This window comes from Brevundimonas sp., from assembly GCF_029946145.1.
GTDB lineage: Bacteria > Pseudomonadota > Alphaproteobacteria > Caulobacterales > Caulobacteraceae > Brevundimonas.
The window spans coordinates 174,537-190,322 of sequence record NZ_JAQSDY010000013.1; the positions used below are offsets into that span (position 1 = coordinate 174,537).

The window sequence follows — 15,786 nt, forward strand, 5'->3', positions numbered from 1 at the left end:
CGCAAAGCCCCGCCCTTCCGCGAAAGAACCGCGCGCCTGGCAGCGCATGCTGTCAGGCCGCCGGCTCGACCTGCTGGACCCCTCGCCCTTCGACATCGAGATCGAGGACATCGCCCACGGCCTCGCCCGCGTCGCCCGCTGGAACGGCCAGACCGTCGGCGAACACGCCTTCTCGGTCGCCCAGCACTCCTGCGTCGTCGAGGAGATCGCCGCCCACATCCGGCCCGGCCTCGAGCCCAAATGGCGTCTCGCCGCCCTGCTCCACGACGCCTCGGAATACGTCATCGGCGACATGATCTCGCCGTTCAAGGCCGCGCTGGGCGTCAATTACAAGGCCTTCGAGGCCCGGCTGGAAGGCGCCATTCACGTCCGCTTCGGCCTGCCGCCGAAGAACCCGATCGAGATCAAGACCCTGATCAAGAAGGCCGACGTCGCCTGCGCCTTTTTCGAAGCCACCCAGCTGGCCGGCTTCAGCAAGAAGGAGAGCCTGACCCTCTTCGGCGCCCCGCCAGCCGGCTACGACCTGATCATCGACCCCCTGCCCGCCCCCGTGGCGCAGCAGCGCTATCTCGAACGCTACCGCGTCCTGGCCGAGGCGACCGGCGTCGTCCCCGCCCCCGACGCCTGGCACACCGAATAGCCATGGCGGGTCCGGACGAACAGGGCGTCCGCATCGGCCTCTCGGCCGTCGTCATCGCGCTCCGCGATCGCAAGGCCTGCGTCTTGACCACCACCGGCGAGGACGGCGCCGCCGCCCTGCCCTTCGGCCCCTTCGACCCGGCCCGCGACCGCACCTTCGAGCGGGCCCTGCGCGACTTCGTCACCGCCCAGACCGGCTTCCGCCTCGGCTTCGTCGAACAGCTCTACACCTTCGGCGACCTTGGCCGCGCCAGCCCCCGCGCCACCCCGGGGCCCGAACGCCGCCGCGAGGTTTCGGTCGGATATCTCGCCCTGACCGCGGACGCTGCGGACGCCCCCCAGGCCGAGGCCCGCTGGACTCCCGTGCACGAAATCTTCCCTTGGGAAGACCGGCGCGACGGCGCCCCCGCCTGCGTCGCACCGCTGATCGCCCGGCTGACGACCTGGGCCGGGGTCGATCCCCGTCGCCAGGCCCGGATCGAAACCCTGTTCGCCACCACGCCCGCCCATCGCTGGAATGAGGGCCAGGTTCTGGACCGCTACGAGCTGCTCTATGAGGCTGGCCTGGTCGCCGAGGCGGCGCGGGACCAGGAACGCCCGCCCCTGCCGGACGCGCCGGGCCGCGCCATGGCCTCCGACCACCGCCGTATCCTGGCCACCGGCCTGGGCCGCCTGCGCAGCAAGCTGAAATACCGGCCAGTCCTCTTCGATCTGATGCCCGCCACCTTCACCCTCTCCGAGCTGCAGATCGCCGCCGAGGCCGTCTCCGGCCTGTCGCTGCACAAGCAGAATTTCCGCCGCGGCGTCGAACGCACCGGACTGGTCCAGCCAACGGGACGCCTCTCCGCCGCCACGGGAGGGCGGCCGGCCGAGCTGTTCCGGGTCATGGACGCCGACCTGTCGACCGGCGAGGCCCTCGGCCTGCCGCTACCCGCGCAGCGCTGATGCGATTTCTCATCGGGCCGCTTGCGGCGCAGGCCGTCGCCCATTAGAGAAGCCGCTCGCTCGACCAAGCGTCTATCGGCCCCGCGGAGAGGTGGCAGAGTGGTCGAATGTACCGCACTCGAAATGCGGCGTGCCTTTGCGGGCACCGTGGGTTCGAATCCCACCCTCTCCGCCATTCGGTCGTTTCGTTACAAATCAACCTACTAAAACCCCAACCGAACGCATTGTGTCCCCACGCGGGAGGCGTCACAGCCACACGCGTAGCAAGCCGGCGGGGGCAGCCAAGATGCCGAGAGGTCAGGCAGGGTCTCGATGCGATCAATGACCTGGCGGGACAGTTCGGCGCGCAGGGCGCCGCCTGCGACGGAGGCCCCTGGAGGCCGCGCCTGACGCCCCTCCCGAACTCGCCGCCCTCCTCGGGGCGATGGAGCAGACGCCCGACTGGGTCGACATGGCGCTCGTCAACGAAGGGGCCCGCCTCGAGCGCAACCAGTATGCGCATCTCGTGCCGTTCGTGATCCGCGGCGCGTTCCTGGCCACCTTCATGACAGCTACGCGGCCCTGCCGATGGCGCTGACCGGCAACCTGTCGGACCAGCTCGCAGCCAAGCGGGTCCATGAAACGGCGACCTTCTTCACCCTGACGATCATGCCCGGCGCGCTGGAGCGACGCGGCGCGGCACTTCATGACTGTCACCAGTCGAACGAAACGCCCGCCCGCAGGGTTCGTGGCGGGCCGAATCCCGCGATGCCGTCACCAGTCTCCGAGATCTCGATATCCTCATCCAGAAGATTGTCGGCGCTTGCGTACAGCGTGACGCCGCCGCGAACCCGCCAGTCGGCGCGCGCGTCGATCGTAAGCGCGGCCTCAAGCACGCGGCTGTTCAGGTCGTCGTCAAAACGCCGGCTCTCATAGCGAGCCCGGGCGCCGAGCGTCAGTCGCTCGGTCATGCGCCAGTCCACGCCCGCCGTGGCGCTCAGAACCGGCGCCTGGGCGGGCCGAAGGCCCGTCAGCCGCGGGGCCGCCGATCCACCATTCACCTTGGCGTTTGTCGCCGAAACGGCGCCGACGAGGGTCACAGTGTCGAACCGGTGCTCAGCCGTTAGCTCAAGTCCCGTCGCCTCGATGACGCCGGCGTTCCGCCGCTGGCGCAGCACCCCGCCTGCAGGGATGAAGCCGGCCCGCGGGAGGGCGGCTATCACCCCCGGCCCTTCACCGATGGTGACATTGACGATCGCATCCTCGATCCGGTTCCAGAACACGGTCGCGCCCAGGATCGTGCGGCCGCCGCTCCACGAAAGACCGGCTTCAACGCCCTGCAGCGTCTCGGGCTCCAGGGCGGCGTTAGCCTCCGTCAGGTCGTTGCTGACGCGGAACGGACGATGAAGTTCGTTGAGCGTCGCCGGGCGAAAACTGGAATAGGCGGCGGCGCGGATCGCCAGACCGGCGCCCAGATCCCGGCGCAGGGCCAGACGGGCGCTGACCACGTCTCCTGAACGATCGGGATATGTTTCATCCAGCGTCGGCAAGCCTGTCGCGCGGTCGAGTTCCAGCCTGCGCCCTTCGGCGTTCTCCCAGCGATCGAGACGCAGCCCGCCCGCAACCAGCCAGGGGCCGCCGGTCCATGAGGCTTCGGCATAGACGCCCACCACAGAGGTTTCGCCGCCGGCGAAACGGTCCCGCGTGAACTGACCGATCATGTACCGGAAGCGTTCCTGCGTTCCCCCTTCGCTGAAGCGGGCGTCCGCACCCACCTCCCCTTCCAGCCGTCCGCCCGCGAGGACCAGGGACTGGCGCACGGCCAGATTGCCGCCCCATCCACTGGCCGGAGTGGCGTACTGGTCATTGGCGGGCGCTGTCGTGGCGCGGCCAGCGGCGACCGCCGCCGAGGTGTTGGCGAAGTCGCTCTCACGCCGCCAGACCTGAACGCGCGCGCCCAGGCGCCCCTCGCCCGGCGTCCTCGCAAGGGTGGCGCTATAACCCTTGCCGCTGGCCGACGACCGCGCGCCGGCCAGGCCCGAGCCGCGATCCTCCTCATAGGCAGAGGCCCGCAAGGAAAGAGCCGTGGCGGCTTCCAGACCGAGATCCACGCGCAGGGCGGCGCTGCGGGCCTCAAGGTCCAGCGGTGTGTCGGCGGCGCCCGCGGCGGGACCACGCACGGGGATGTAGCCATCAGACCGGTCGTAGAGAGCAGACGCCGTGATCGAGGCCCGGCCGTGGGTCAGCGTTGTCGCGGCCGCAAGACGGCGGCCTCCGTCCCCACCGGCGGAGGCGTCCAGCACACCGCCATCGCGGTCGCGTTCGCGCAGGGTGATCACCCCCGTCAACGCACCCGCGCCGTAGGCTCCGGCTCCGGCTCCTCGGATGATATCAACGCTTTCCAGACTCTCAGGCGCGACCTGGGACCAGATCACCCATCCGCCGAACGGATCATTCAGCGGCTCCCCGTCAAGGGTCACCAGGGTGCGTCCCGCGCCCGACGGTGCGATGGCGCGAAGACTGATCCCCTGCGTCGTCGGATTGGCGCCGAGGCTGGAGGTGCGCCGGAACAGCGAGACCGTCGGCACGGTCGCCAACGCCTCGTCCAGACGGGTCGCGCGATCAAGCGCCTGGCCCTCGAGCCGGACTACCGAAAAGGCCGCGTCGCCGGCTGCCGGCGGAAGCCGCGCGGCGGTGACGACGACCTCCGGAAGGGGGGTGGGAGTATCCTGTATCATCACGCGCCCGATCCATGTTCCGCGTCGACGAAGGTCACGAAAAGATGCTCATGGCACGGGGTGGCGCGAACGTCGCGCACTGACTTCCCGCATCATCGCATTCGCAAGTCCGGGGTCTCGCGCTCCTTCGTTCGCGCCTGGCCGCCACCCGACATGAGCGATCCCGGCTCGCCGGCGCCATCATCGGCTTCCCTCGCCAATCATCGGACGGCTGTCCTTCCCACGCTGCCGGATCCGACCCAGCGTATCCTGAACGCCCGGCTGTCCGGCGATGTCCAGAGCACGCAACATGTCCACCTCGACCGACAATCTCGTCGTCCTGCCGGAAGGCAAACCCTCAGTCCGCCTCCCTGTCGCCCGGGCGATCCTCATCGGCGGAACAGCCGCCGCGTTTCTCGATATCGGCTACGCCTTCACGGTCTGGTCCCTGGCCGGCGTCGGGCCCGAGGTGATCCTTCGCGCGATCGCCAGCGGCGTACTGGGAGCGCCGGCCTTCGGCGGAGGCGCGGCGACCGCCATCCTGGGGGCTGTCCTGCACTGGCTGATAGCGCTGGCGATGGCCGCGGCCTATGTCGTCGCCGGCACGCGTCTGCCGACCCTGGTCCGGCGACCGTTCGTCTGGGGCCCGCTGTACGGCCTGGTGCTCTTCTTCATCATGGACCGGATCGTGGTGCCGCTGTCGGCCGCGCCAAACGGCGCGCCGCCCTCGATGGCGATGGTGCTCGGCCAGGTGGCGGCTCACATCGCCCTTGTGGGATTGCCGATCGCCCTCGCCGCTCGCCACTTCTCCGCAAGGTCCCGGAGTGCCTGACCCGCGGATCGGTCCCGGTGGACAGAACTGACGCGCGAAATCCTCCCCCCCGGATTTCGTGCGTCATGCCGGAGCGTTGATCGCTCCGGCTTCGGCCCCCATCGTCGCCCGTACTCCCGATACGGCGGCGATGGGGTTAGCCCGCCGTCTTGACGTCCTTCATGCCGCGCCAGCATAAGGGCCGCCCGTCGGGACGGCGGCCGGCTTAGCTCAGTTGGTAGAGCGCCAGTTTTGTAAACTGGATGTCGCGGGTTCGATTCCTGCAGCCGGCACCATCGCCTCCGTCAGCCGCCGCCCATGGCGACCGCGATCCGGTAGACGGCGAAGGCGGCCAGATAGGCCAGGCCGAACATGTAGGCCACCATCACCCACATCCATTTCCACGAGTTCAGCTCGCGCTTCACCACGCCCAGGGTCGCCACGCACTGGGGCGCGAAGACGTACCAGGCCAGGAAGGCCAGGCCGGTCGCCAGCGACCACTGGGCCGCCAGGGTCGCGCCCAACAGGCTGGTCGCGCTTTCGGGATCGGCCACGGCGTAGACCGTGCCCAGGGCCGCCACGGCGACCTCGCGCGCGGCCATGCCGGGCACCAGGGCGATGACCATCTGCCAGTTGAAGCCGATGGGGGCGAAGATCGGCTCCAGCGCGTGCCCGATCATGCCGGCGAAGCTGTAGTCGATGGCCGGGCGGGTCGCGCCTTCAGGCGGATAGGGGAAGGTGGCCAGGGCCCAGACGATAACCATCAGAGGCAGGATGATCCGCCCCGCCCGCTCAAGGAAGATGCGCGCCCGGACCCACAGATTGAACAGGACGCTTTTCATGTCGGGCGTCTTGTAGGCCGGAAGCTCCATCATGAACGGCTCGACCGCCCCTCGCCAGAACACCTTGCGGATCACGAACGAGACCGCCAGCGCGCTGATGATGCCTGCGGCGTAGAGGCCGAACATCACCAGCCCCTGCAGGCTGGCGAAGCCCCAGACCTGCTGGTTGGGAATGAAGGCGGCGATGATCAGGGTGTACACCGGGATGCGCGCCGAACAGGTCATGAGCGGCGCGACCATGATGGTTGTCAGGCGGTCGCGTTTGGAATCGATGACCCGCGCCGCCATGATCCCGGGAATGGCGCAGGCGAAGCTGGACAACAGTGGAATGAAGGCGCGGCCGTGCAGTCCCGCCCCGCCCATGATCCGGTCCATCAGGAAGGCCGCCCGGGCCATGTAGCCGAAGTCTTCCAGCAGGATGATGAACAGGAACAGGATCAGGATCTGGGGCAGGAATACCAGCACGCTGCCAACGCCGGAGATCAGACCGTCAACGACCAGGCTCTGCCAGATGCCATCGGGCATCACCGCCGCGACACCGACACCCACGGCCGCCAGAAGACCCTCGATGCCGTCCATCAGTGGCGCGGCCCAAGCGAATACGGCCTGGAACATGACGAACAACAGGGCCAGAAGAATCACCAGCCCGCCGACCGGGTGAAGCAGGACCGAATCGATCCTGCCCGTCAGGGTGTCGGGCCGCTCGGGCGGGCGGACGCAGGCCTTCATGATCCGTTCGGCCTCGCGGGCCGCGGTGCGAAGGGCGTCGGCGTCCGGCGCGGCCCAGGCGTTGGCGGCCATCCGGGGCGCGGCGTCCACGACGCCCGCGACGGTCGCGATCAGGTCTTCGATGCCGCGCTTGCGCGTCGCCACCGTGGTGACGATCGGCACGGCCAGCTCGGCCGACAGCCGGTCCAGATCGATGCGCAGGCCCTGACGCTGGGCGATGTCGTACATGTTCAGCGCCAGCACCATCGGCCGGCCGACGGCCTTCAGCTCGAGGACAAGCCGCAGGACCAGACGCAGGTTGGTCGCGTCGGCGACGCAGATGATCACGTCGGGCGGCGTCTCTCCCGCCAGCTTGCCCAGAACGGCGTCGCGAGTGACTTCCTCATCGGGGCTGCGGGCGCGAAGGGAATAGGTGCCGGGCAGGTCGAGCACCGACAGGGTGCGGCCGTCCGCCGAGCGGATCAGACCCTCCTTACGTTCGACGGTGACGCCGGCGTAATTGGCGACCTTCTGGTGGGCGCCGGTCAGGGCGTTGAACAGGGCGGTCTTGCCGCTGTTCGGATTGCCCACGAGCGCGACCCGCGCGCTCCGTACCGCCACGTCCATCAGGCGGCGGCCTCTTCCGGAACGAAGACGGCTTCGGCGACCAGGGCTGCCTCGAAGCGGACCAGCAGACTGGCGGCCTCATGCCGGCGCAGGGCCACGCGCATGTCGTCCACCTTCATGGCGATGGGATCCCGGCCGAACAGGCCCTCGTGCAGCAGTTCGATCCGCGCGCCCTCGACGAACCCCAGTTCGAGCAACCGGCGTTCCAGCTCCAACGCATGCTCGTCCGCAGGCCCACGGTCGCCGACCTGGACGATGACGCCCCGGTCGCCCTGGCGGGCATGGCTCAGTTTGAAGATATCGGACATCAGGTTCGCACTCACCGCCGCGGCTCTCCGCGTCTGTTGACAGTGATTATCAGGTGCGACTGGCTGTCGTCCAGCCTGACGTGACGTCGCACCGGTTGCCGGGCGTCGTGGTTCGGCTATCAAAGGCGCGTATCGCCGGAGCCGCCCATGACCCGCCTTGTTCTGACCGTCCTCGCCGCTGTGACCCTGGCCGGGTGTGGCCAGGGCGAGGCCGGAGAAAGGGAAGACGCTGCCGCGACTCCCGGGCCGCCGCCGCCGACAGAGGCGGCGAAAATGGCCCTGCTGGCCGCCCTCCCCGCGCCCTACAATCAGGCTGATCTGGAGAATGGCCGCCGAGTCTTCGCCCGATGCCGTTCGTGCCACACGATCACCGAGGGGGGCCCGAACATGACCGGACCCAATCTTTACGGCGTCTTCGGCCGCCAGGCCGGAAGCCAGACCGAATACAACTACTCGACCGCCGTGAAGGAGGCCGGCTTCGCCTGGGACGGCGAGCGGCTGGACCACTGGCTGGAGAACCCGCGCACCTTCCTGCGCGGGACCAAGATGAGTTTCCCCGGCATCCCCGACGCCACCGACCGTCGGGACGTGATCGCGTATCTGAAGGTCGAGACCGGCCATATGCCGGCGGCCCGTTAGCACCCGGCGGGAGCGGAACGGATCCGGAAGAGTCCGCTGACCGGGATTTTTCGACGGACAAATCGGACACATCGGACTTTTCACAACGATGGCGGGTGGCGATCAGCGGCGGCGACTGTCATTCCGCCAGTCAAACGCGGCTGGCGGCAGCGCCAGGCAAACCGCTGTCCGCGTAAAAATATGTCGTTGTTTTTGAACGTCTTGGTGGATTATCCGGCGCCATCTAAAAAGACCGGACCCGCGTTCTACTCCGCCGCGGCCGGCACAGCGTCGTTGGCGGCGGCCTCGGTGGCTTCCCATTCCTCGATCTTGCGGGCGGTATATTCCGGAGACTTGGTGAAGCGCGCCAGCACGCCATAGATCACCGGCACCACGAACAGGGTCAGCAGGGTCGCAAACATGGCCCCGGCGAAGATGACCACGCCGATGGTCTGGCGGCTGCCCGCGCCTGCGCCCTGCCACAGCACCAGAGGCAAGGCGCCGAAGGCCGTGGCGATCGACGTCATGATGATGGGCCGCAGGCGCAGGGTCGAAGACTCGATGATCGCGTCATGGATCGACCGGCCCTGATCGCGCAGCTGGTTGGCGAATTCGACAATCAGGATGCCGTTCTTGGCCGCCACGCCGATCAGGATGATCAGGCCGATCTGCGAGTAGATGTTCAGGCTGGAACCCGCCATCATCAGGCCGAACAGCCCACCGGCCGCGGCCAGCGGCACGGTGAGCATGATGACCGCGGGTGTGATCCAGCTTTCGAACTGCGCCGCCAGCACCAGGAAGACCAGCAGTAGCGCCAGCCCGAAGGCGGCGGCGACCGCCCCGCCCGCTTCCTGCTGGTCGCGCGCGGCGCCGCCCCATTGGGTGGTGACGACGCCCTGCGGCTGTTCGCGGGACACGCGGGTCATGAACTCGGTGGCGTCAGCCAAGGTCGTGCCGGGGTTCAGGTCGGCGGAGATGGAGATGGCCCGCTGGCGGTCCAGCCGACGCCGGTCCGGCGTGTCGCCCGACGTCTGGGTCGTGACCACCGCCGACAGGGGCACCAGCTGGCCCGAGCCGGTCGCGACATGGAGAGCTTCGAGGTCGCCCACGCTGCGCCGGTCGTCGCGCCGGGTCTGCAGGATGACGTCGTATTCCTGACCGCCGCGCAGATAGGTCGTGGCCCGCCGGGAACCGAACATGGTCTCAAGCGTCCGTCCGATGGCCTGCGAGGAGACGCCGAGCGCGGCCGCCTTCTCCGGATCGACGTCGACCAGCAGGCGCGGCGCGTTGGGCTCGTAGTTCAGGCGCGGCCGCGAGAATCCGGGGTTCTCCAGCGAGGCGGCCAGCACGGGCTGCAGCCAGTTGTAGATGTCCCCGTATTCAGAGCCCGTCACCACCATTTCGATGGAGTTGGAGTTGCCGCCGCCGCGCTGGAAGGCGCCGGGGACCGAGGCGTTGACCTGGGCGTCTGTCTGACCGCGCAGCTTGCCGTTCAGTTCCTGGGCGATCTCGTCGGCGGCCCGGTCGCGTTCGGACCAGTCGCTGAGGATCAGAACGCCGTTGCCCGAGCTGAAGCCGCCGCCGCCGAACCCGGGGGCGGAGATCAGATAGTTGTTCGCCTCGCCACTGGCCTTGTATTCCGCGAGGATGGGTTCGATCCCCATCATGATCTTGCGGGTGTAATCGAAGCCGGCGCCCTCAGGTCCCTGGACGCGGATCTGCACCCGGCCGCGGTCTTCGGCCGGAACCAGCTCATTGGGCAGGGCGAAGAACATGGCGGCCGCCCCTCCGGCGACCACCAGCACGAGTCCGGCCACGCCGACGACGGCGATCCGCTTGCCCAGCAGGGCCTGAAGCGAATTGCCGTACGAGTTGCGCAAGGCGTCCATGCCCCGATCAACCTTGCGCGCCAACCATCCGCCGCCCGAGGCAGGCTTCAGGATGCGGGAAGCCAGCATGGGCGACAGGGTCAGGGCGAGGAAGGCGGAAAACGCCACGGCCGCCGCGATCGCCGCCGCCAGCTCCACGAAAAGCCGTCCGACGTAGCCCGGCAGGAACAGCAGGGGCGCGAACACGGCCAGCAGAACGATGGTCGTGGCCACGACGGCGAAGAACACCTGACGCGTGCCCCGCTCGGCGGCCACCAGCGGCGGTTCGCCGTGATCCAGGCGACGCTGGATGTTCTCGGTCACGACGATGGCGTCGTCCACCACCAGGCCGATGGCCAGCACCAGAGCCAGAAGCGTCAGCAGGTTCAGCGAAAAGCCCAGCGGAGCCAGGACGATGAAGGTCGACAGCAGGCAGATCGGGGCCACGATCGACGGAATGAAGGCCGCCCGCATGCTGCCCAGGAAGATGAAGTTCACCAGCGCCACCAGCGCGAGGGAAATGCCGATGGTGATCCAGACCTCGTCAATGGCGTGCGAGGTGAAGACCGAGTTGTCGGATCCGACGACCAGTTCGGCCCCCGCGGGCAGGCTGGGGCGAACCTGTTCCAGCATATCCTCGACGCCCCTGGAGATGGCGAGGTCGTTGGACTGGGCCTGACGGGTGACGGCCAGACCGATCTGGTCCTGTCCGTTGCCTCGGAACAGACGGCGGTCTTCGGCGGGAGCCTCCTCGATGCGGGCGATGTCGCCGAGACGAGTGACATAGGCGGACTGGCCCTGGATGGCGCCCGAGGCGCCGCTGGGCAGGGCCGTCGCGCTGGACGCCGCTCCGGTCTGGATGGCGGCCGCCGTGCCGGAGCCGCGCGTGCCGATCGGCAGCTGGCGGAAGTCCTCGGCCCGGGCGTAGGTGCGGGCGACGCGGACCGTATAGTCCTTCTGGCCCGACTCGAGCTGGCCGGCCGGCAGTTCGACGTTCTGCGTCGTGAGGGCGGTCTCGACGTCGTTGACGGTCAGGCCGCGCGCGGCGAGCGCCGAGGCGTCCAGCCAGATGCGCATGGCATAGCGCTGCTCGCCGTAGATCTGGACCTGGGCCACGCCAGGCACTGTCGCCAGACGGTCGATCAGATAGCGGTCGGCGTAGTCCGTCAGCTCCAGCCTGTTCATGGTCGTCGAACGCAGGAACAGGATCATGATCGGCTGGCTGTCGGTGTCGGCCTTGGACACCTCGGGCGGCTGGGCCTGGTCCGGCAGGCGGCCGACGACGCGGGAGACCCGGTCGCGCACATCGTTGGCGGCGTCGTCGATGTTGCGGTCGAGCGAGAATTCGATCGAAACGTTCGAGCGGCCGTCGCGGCTGGAGGAGTTGATCCGCTCCACGCCCTGGATGCCGGCGATCTGCTGCTCGATCGGCTCGGTGATCCGGCTTTCTATGACCTCGGCCGAGGCGCCGGCGTAGCTGGTGCTGACCGAGACGATCGGCGGGTCCACGTCGGGCAGTTCGCGCACCGGCAGGAAGAAGAAGGCCGCGGCGCCGATCACGCACAGCACGATGGCGGCCACCGCCGCGAACACCGGGCGGCGGACGGCGAGATCGGACAGCATCATCGGGCGGCGGCCCCGGCGGGAGCAACGGCCCCGGTCAGACGACGCCCGCCCTGGCCCGCGACGCTGACGGGCGCGCCCGGCTGGATGCGGTTCAGACCCGAACCGACGATGCGGTCGCCGACGTTCAGCCCGGAGACGATTTCGACGAATCCGCCCTCGACCGAACCGGTTTCGACCTCGACCCGCTGGGCGGTCGAGCCCTTGTCGCCCCGGGCGATGCGATAGACGAAGGCGCCGTCGCCTTCATACTGGACCGCCGCCTCGGGAGCCGCCGGCGCGGTGCGCTGACCCTGCTGGACGGAGACACGCACGGCCATGCCGGGACGGATGCGGGCGCCCGGATTGGGGATTTCGGCGCGGGCGGTGACGGCGCGGGTCTGTTCGTTGACGCGGGTGTCGATGAGGGCGATGCGTCCGCCGAACGCCTCGTCACCCCAGGCGTCGATGGTGGCCGTGATCGGCGTTCCGGTTCTGAGTACGCCCAGATACCGTTCGGGGACGGGGAAATCGACGCGGACGACGTCGATGTCGTCCAGTGTGGTGATGACCCCGCCCGGATTCACCAGCGTGCCCGCTGTGACCGAACTGAGACCCAGCACGCCGGCGAACGGGGCCCGGATCAGCCTGTCGCCGCGGCGCGCCTGGGCGGCCGTCAGCGAGGCCCGGGCCGTGGCCAGCGACGTCTCCGCGTCCTCGGCCGTGACGCGCGGGGCGATGCCGCGGTCCGCCAGACCCTTGAAGCGGTCGTACTGGCGCTGGGCTTGGGCGACCTGGGCGCGGGCTTCGATGATGCCGGCGTCTTCCTCGCGCGCCTGCAGCTCTACCAGGGGCGCGCCCGCCGCGACCCGTTGGCCGTCGGTGAACAGGACGCGGGTGATCAGCTCGCTGGTGGATGATGTGATGTTGACCGACCGGCGGCCGCGCGCCACGCCCAGCACCCGGATCTCGTCGGTGAAGGATCGCGCGCCGATCACCGCCTCGGACACCGTCTGGCCACGCCCGCCCCCGGGACCGCCGCGGCCGCCTGGACCGCCGCCCGCCTTCTCATCGCCGGCGAAGGCCATCCTCAGAACGACAGCCACGACCATCAGGCCCAGCAGGACCGCGGCGGCGACGAGGAAGAAGTGGCGTTTGATCACGGACGCTCTCTGGCAGGGGGAACGAGCCGACTTAGCGGCTGACGCCGTCGACGCAACTAAAGTCCTTGTAACGGATGCTGTTCCGGTTTCCGTCGCCGGCGGGCGCGCCTCAGTGTCGCGGTCAGAACCGCCGCCAGAGGGCGATGACGGGTCCGCCGCTTTCGGGCGTCTCGCGGCCCGCGATCGCCTGACGCCATCCGGCCTGCAGGCTCCAGTCCCCCAGATCGCGCACCACCGAGGCCTCGACCGACAGCCATCGGGCGCCGCCATCGTCGGCCTGGCCCGCATAGGCCTGGGCCAGGATCATCCAGTCGTCGCTGAAATGCGCGCCCGCGGTGGCGTCGACGCGGAGTTCGTCCGGTAGCCCCTGACGGATGCGGCGCGCGCCCTGGAGCTCGACGAAGCCGCCGCCGGGAGCCCAGGTCCCGCTCCAGCCTCCGAAAGACCGACCCACCGAGGCCCGCACCTCCCAGTCGTCATCGCCCTGCCCCGGCGGAGCGTAGCCGGCGTTACGGCCCTCGCCGCCATCGGCGTAGCCGCCGTACAGGCTGACGGCCGTCCGGTCGTCGCGCCAGGCCTGCCACGTCACGCCGATCTCGAGCGGCCCGCGTCCGTCATAGTCGATGAACGCGTCCTCGCCGGTCTGCCAGTCGCCCTTGAGCTGCAGGGTGAAGCGATCGGACAGGCCGTATTCGGCGAACACGCCAAAGGCCGTATCGCGCCGTTCAGCGGGCAGGTCCGCCAGCGACCCATCCATGTCGAAGCCGCGGTCGGCGCGCATGTCCTCGTATTTGAGGATCACCTGTCCATGCCCTTCGGGCTGGGTCCAGGGGCCCGCGTCGGCGGCTCCGGCTCCCGCGAGAGCCGCCAGTCCGGTCAGCAGCCCCCCGGCCGACTTCAAGCGTCGTAGCCCGGGGATTTCCGGTCCAGCATCCGCAGCGCGCCGGGCCAGGCGAGGGCGGAGATGAAGCCGATGCCCTTGCCCTGCTCCTTCGTTTCCGCCTGGGCGGCGTCGGGCGCGAACAGCACATGCTCCCGTCCGCCCGACAGCGCCGCCACCTGCTGGGCGCAGGCGCGCTCGAGGAAGAACATGCCGATCCAGGCCTGGGCCGCCGTCTGGCCGACCGCCAGGGTGCCGTGATTGCGCAGCAGCATCAGCGGCTTGTCGCCCAGATCCGCCACCAGTCGCGCGCGCTCGTCGTGATTCAGCGCGAGACCCTCATAGCCGTGATAGGCCACCTGATGCTGGAGCAGGCAGGCGTTCTGGCCGATCGGCAGCAGGCCTTCCTGCTGCGCCGCCACGCCGACGCCAGCCACGGTGTGCAGGTGGATGACGTAGTGCGCGTCCTCCCGCGCCCCGTGGATGGCGGAATGGATCGTGAAGCCGGCCGGATTGATGAAACTGGTCGTCTCCTGGACGATATTGCCGTCCAGATCGACCTTCACCAGCGAGGAGGCGGTCATCTCCTCGAAATAGTAGCCATAGGGGTTGATCAGGAAGTGATGCTCGGGTCCCGGCACGCGCGCCGAGATGTGGGTGAAAATCATGTCGTCCCAGCCGTGCAGGGCCACCAGCCGGTAAAGCGCGGCCAGCTCGACGCGGACCGCCCACTCCGCCTCTGACACTCTCGATTTGAGAGTGGTGGTCGCTCCGTCGGCCATGATCGTCTCCTCGTTGTGGCGCACGCTCGCGCCGGACCGGGCCGACGTCAAGATTCAGCTTCCGTTAACCGCGTCTTAGCGTCCCGCTTGTTAGCTCGGTCACGTCGACCTCCATTGGCTCGCCGGAGACGTCCGTGGTCCTCGTTCAACTGGTCCCTACCGCCCGTCCCGAGGCCGAGGCCCCAAGCGCCAGAGACCTTCTGGCGCTTGCACGGAACGCCAGTCCGGACGCGCGCCAGCGGCTGCTGCTGGGCGTCGTGGCTCTCTGCGACGCCAGCCCGCCTTCCGGCGAGCTGTCACCGGTCCTCGCTGAAATTTTCCTGACCCTGGCGCGCCAGGCGGAGCGCGAAGTGCGCCAGGTGTTGTCCGAGAAGCTGGCCCACGCCGACTGGGCCCCGGCCGCGCTGGTGAATGTGCTGGCGCTGGACGAGATCGAGATCGCCCGCCCGGTCCTGACCTCCAGTCCCATCCTGCAGGACGACGACCTGCTGCGCGTGATGATCGAGGCATCGCTCGAGCATCAGATCGCCATCGCCCGGCGTCCTCACATCAGCGGCCGGGTCGCCGACGCCGTGATCGAACGCGGCGAGCCGGCGGTGCTGACCGCCCTGGCTACCAACCGGACCGCCGACCTGAGCATCGACGGCGTCCGCCGGCTGGTCGAGCATTCGCGCCGCATCGCGGCGCTGCGCGCACCCCTGACCCGCCATCCGCGCCTGACCGAGGCCTTGGCCGAGCAGCTGTATCATTGGGTCGGAACGGCGCTGCGCCAGTCGATCGCCGCCCGCTTCAACGTCGATGAAAGGGCGCTGGGCGCAGCCGTCTATGACGCCGTCGAGGGCGTCCTCCGTCAGGCCCGCCCGGACGAGCTCGGGCAGGACGATCCCAACCGCGACGAGATGGAACGGCGGCTGATCGACAAACTTCAATCTGCAGGACAGTTGCGTGCGGGCTTCCTTATCCGCGCCATCCGCGAGAAACGCCTCAGTCTGTTCGTGCACGGCCTCGCCGCCCTGGGCGGCTTCGCGGCCGGCGACATCCGCGAAGCCCTGGCTGCTCCGACGCCCGAGGCGCTTTACTACGCCTGCGCGGCGGTGGGCATCGACCGCGCGGTGTTTCCGACCCTGCTGACCGAAGTGCGCAAGCTGAACCAGTCCCTGCCGGGCGACAGGGGCGAGGCGGTCTGGCTTCGAGGCGCACTGTCTGCCACCTCCTCTGTCCGCGCTTTCCGCGCGCTGGTCGCCGCCAGCCATGGCGAATTAAAAGCCGCCGTTTGACTTCGCCGGCCGGCTCGGCT

13 protein-coding genes and 2 tRNA genes are annotated in these 15,786 nt (G+C 69.0%); 8 read left to right on the top strand and 7 right to left on the bottom strand.

Features of this window, described 5'->3' with window-relative positions; translation table 11 throughout:
• Window positions 1-46 precede the first annotated feature (46 nt).
• From PSV23_RS06470 to PSV23_RS06485, 4 genes are all read left to right on the top strand, one after another.
• Window positions 47-640 (top strand): HD family hydrolase, encoded by a 594-nt coding sequence (locus tag PSV23_RS06470; protein ID WP_300467233.1) that lies wholly within the window; start codon window positions 47-49, stop codon window positions 638-640.
• A gap of 2 nt (window positions 641-642) precedes the next feature.
• Window positions 643-1,584 carry an NAD regulator gene (locus tag PSV23_RS06475; RefSeq protein WP_300467069.1) on the top strand — a complete coding sequence of 314 codons (942 nt, stop codon included), beginning with the start codon at window positions 643-645 and terminating at the stop codon, window positions 1,582-1,584.
• 85 nt (window positions 1,585-1,669) lie between these two features.
• Window positions 1,670-1,759: transfer RNA gene (locus PSV23_RS06480), tRNA-Ser, on the top strand.
• 249 nt (window positions 1,760-2,008) lie between these two features.
• Window positions 2,009-2,161, top strand: coding sequence for a hypothetical protein (locus PSV23_RS06485; RefSeq protein ID WP_300467071.1), 153 nt, complete (start codon window positions 2,009-2,011; stop codon window positions 2,159-2,161).
• A gap of 115 nt (window positions 2,162-2,276) precedes the next feature.
• On the opposite strand, the gene PSV23_RS06490 is transcribed toward PSV23_RS06485, so the two are convergent.
• Window positions 2,277-4,301, bottom strand: coding sequence for a TonB-dependent receptor (locus PSV23_RS06490; protein ID WP_300467073.1), 2,025 nt, complete (start codon window positions 4,299-4,301; stop codon window positions 2,277-2,279).
• Window positions 4,302-4,590: 289 nt separating this feature from the next.
• On the opposite strand from PSV23_RS06490, the gene PSV23_RS06495 reads away from it, so the two are divergent.
• Window positions 4,591-5,112, top strand: coding sequence for a hypothetical protein (locus PSV23_RS06495; RefSeq protein WP_300467074.1), 522 nt, complete (start codon window positions 4,591-4,593; stop codon window positions 5,110-5,112).
• Window positions 5,113-5,311: 199 nt separating this feature from the next.
• Window positions 5,312-5,387: transfer RNA gene (locus PSV23_RS06500), tRNA-Thr, on the top strand.
• Window positions 5,388-5,396: 9 nt separating this feature from the next.
• Here the strand turns inward: PSV23_RS06500 and PSV23_RS06505 are convergent.
• Both PSV23_RS06505 and PSV23_RS06510 read right to left on the bottom strand, forming a co-directional pair.
• Window positions 5,397-7,268, bottom strand: coding sequence for a ferrous iron transporter B (locus PSV23_RS06505; protein ID WP_300467076.1), 1,872 nt, complete (start codon window positions 7,266-7,268; stop codon window positions 5,397-5,399).
• Window positions 7,268-7,576 (bottom strand): FeoA family protein, encoded by a 309-nt coding sequence (locus PSV23_RS06510; protein ID WP_300467078.1) that lies wholly within the window; start codon window positions 7,574-7,576, stop codon window positions 7,268-7,270. The genes PSV23_RS06505 and PSV23_RS06510 overlap by 1 nt, the downstream gene beginning before the upstream one ends.
• Before the next feature lie 147 nt (window positions 7,577-7,723).
• Here PSV23_RS06510 and PSV23_RS06515 point away from each other — a divergent pair, with 147 nt between their 5' ends.
• Window positions 7,724-8,215, top strand: a complete 492-nt coding sequence (locus tag PSV23_RS06515) for a cytochrome c family protein (protein WP_300467080.1) — start codon at window positions 7,724-7,726, stop codon at window positions 8,213-8,215.
• A 245-nt stretch (window positions 8,216-8,460) separates the two neighbouring features.
• Here PSV23_RS06515 and PSV23_RS06520 read toward each other — a convergent pair whose 3' ends face one another.
• The 4 genes from PSV23_RS06520 to PSV23_RS06535 all read right to left on the bottom strand — a co-directional run bounded on the left by PSV23_RS06520 (window position 8,461) and on the right by PSV23_RS06535 (window position 14,489).
• Window positions 8,461-11,685 (bottom strand): efflux RND transporter permease subunit, encoded by a 3,225-nt coding sequence (locus tag PSV23_RS06520; RefSeq protein WP_300467082.1) that lies wholly within the window; start codon window positions 11,683-11,685, stop codon window positions 8,461-8,463.
• Window positions 11,685-12,827: an efflux RND transporter periplasmic adaptor subunit gene (locus tag PSV23_RS06525; protein ID WP_300467084.1), complete on the bottom strand. Its 1,143-nt coding sequence runs from the start codon at window positions 12,825-12,827 to the stop codon at window positions 11,685-11,687. The genes PSV23_RS06520 and PSV23_RS06525 overlap by 1 nt, the downstream gene beginning before the upstream one ends.
• Before the next feature lie 121 nt (window positions 12,828-12,948).
• On the bottom strand, window positions 12,949-13,728 hold the full coding sequence (locus tag PSV23_RS06530) for a hypothetical protein (RefSeq protein ID WP_300467086.1): 780 nt from the start codon (window positions 13,726-13,728) through the stop codon (window positions 12,949-12,951).
• Window positions 13,725-14,489, bottom strand: coding sequence for a class II aldolase/adducin family protein (locus PSV23_RS06535; RefSeq protein WP_300467088.1), 765 nt, complete (start codon window positions 14,487-14,489; stop codon window positions 13,725-13,727). Before PSV23_RS06535 ends, PSV23_RS06530 begins: the two co-directional genes overlap by 4 nt.
• Before the next feature lie 134 nt (window positions 14,490-14,623).
• Here PSV23_RS06535 and PSV23_RS06540 point away from each other — a divergent pair, with 134 nt between their 5' ends.
• A complete protein-coding gene (locus PSV23_RS06540; protein ID WP_300467090.1) occupies window positions 14,624-15,766 on the top strand; it encodes a DUF2336 domain-containing protein in 1,143 nt (380 codons plus the stop codon).
• Window positions 15,767-15,786: the final 20 nt, after the last annotated feature.

Bases quoted from the DNA above. Each gene is read 5' to 3' on its own strand.
- PSV23_RS06470 (WP_300467233.1), top strand. From the start codon at position 47: ATGCTGTCAGGCCGCCGGCTCGACCTGCTGGACCCCTCGCCCTTCGAC.
- PSV23_RS06475 (WP_300467069.1), top strand. From the start codon at position 643: ATGGCGGGTCCGGACGAACAGGGCGTCCGCATCGGCCTCTCGGCCGTC.
- PSV23_RS06485 (WP_300467071.1), top strand. From the start codon at position 2,009: ATGGAGCAGACGCCCGACTGGGTCGACATGGCGCTCGTCAACGAAGGG.
- PSV23_RS06490 (WP_300467073.1), bottom strand. From the start codon at position 4,301: ATGATACAGGATACTCCCACCCCCCTTCCGGAGGTCGTCGTCACCGCC.
- PSV23_RS06495 (WP_300467074.1), top strand. From the start codon at position 4,591: ATGTCCACCTCGACCGACAATCTCGTCGTCCTGCCGGAAGGCAAACCC.
- PSV23_RS06505 (WP_300467076.1), bottom strand. From the start codon at position 7,268: ATGGACGTGGCGGTACGGAGCGCGCGGGTCGCGCTCGTGGGCAATCCG.
- PSV23_RS06510 (WP_300467078.1), bottom strand. From the start codon at position 7,576: ATGTCCGATATCTTCAAACTGAGCCATGCCCGCCAGGGCGACCGGGGC.
- PSV23_RS06515 (WP_300467080.1), top strand. From the start codon at position 7,724: ATGACCCGCCTTGTTCTGACCGTCCTCGCCGCTGTGACCCTGGCCGGG.
- PSV23_RS06520 (WP_300467082.1), bottom strand. From the start codon at position 11,685: ATGCTGTCCGATCTCGCCGTCCGCCGCCCGGTGTTCGCGGCGGTGGCC.
- PSV23_RS06535 (WP_300467088.1), bottom strand. From the start codon at position 14,489: ATGGCCGACGGAGCGACCACCACTCTCAAATCGAGAGTGTCAGAGGCG.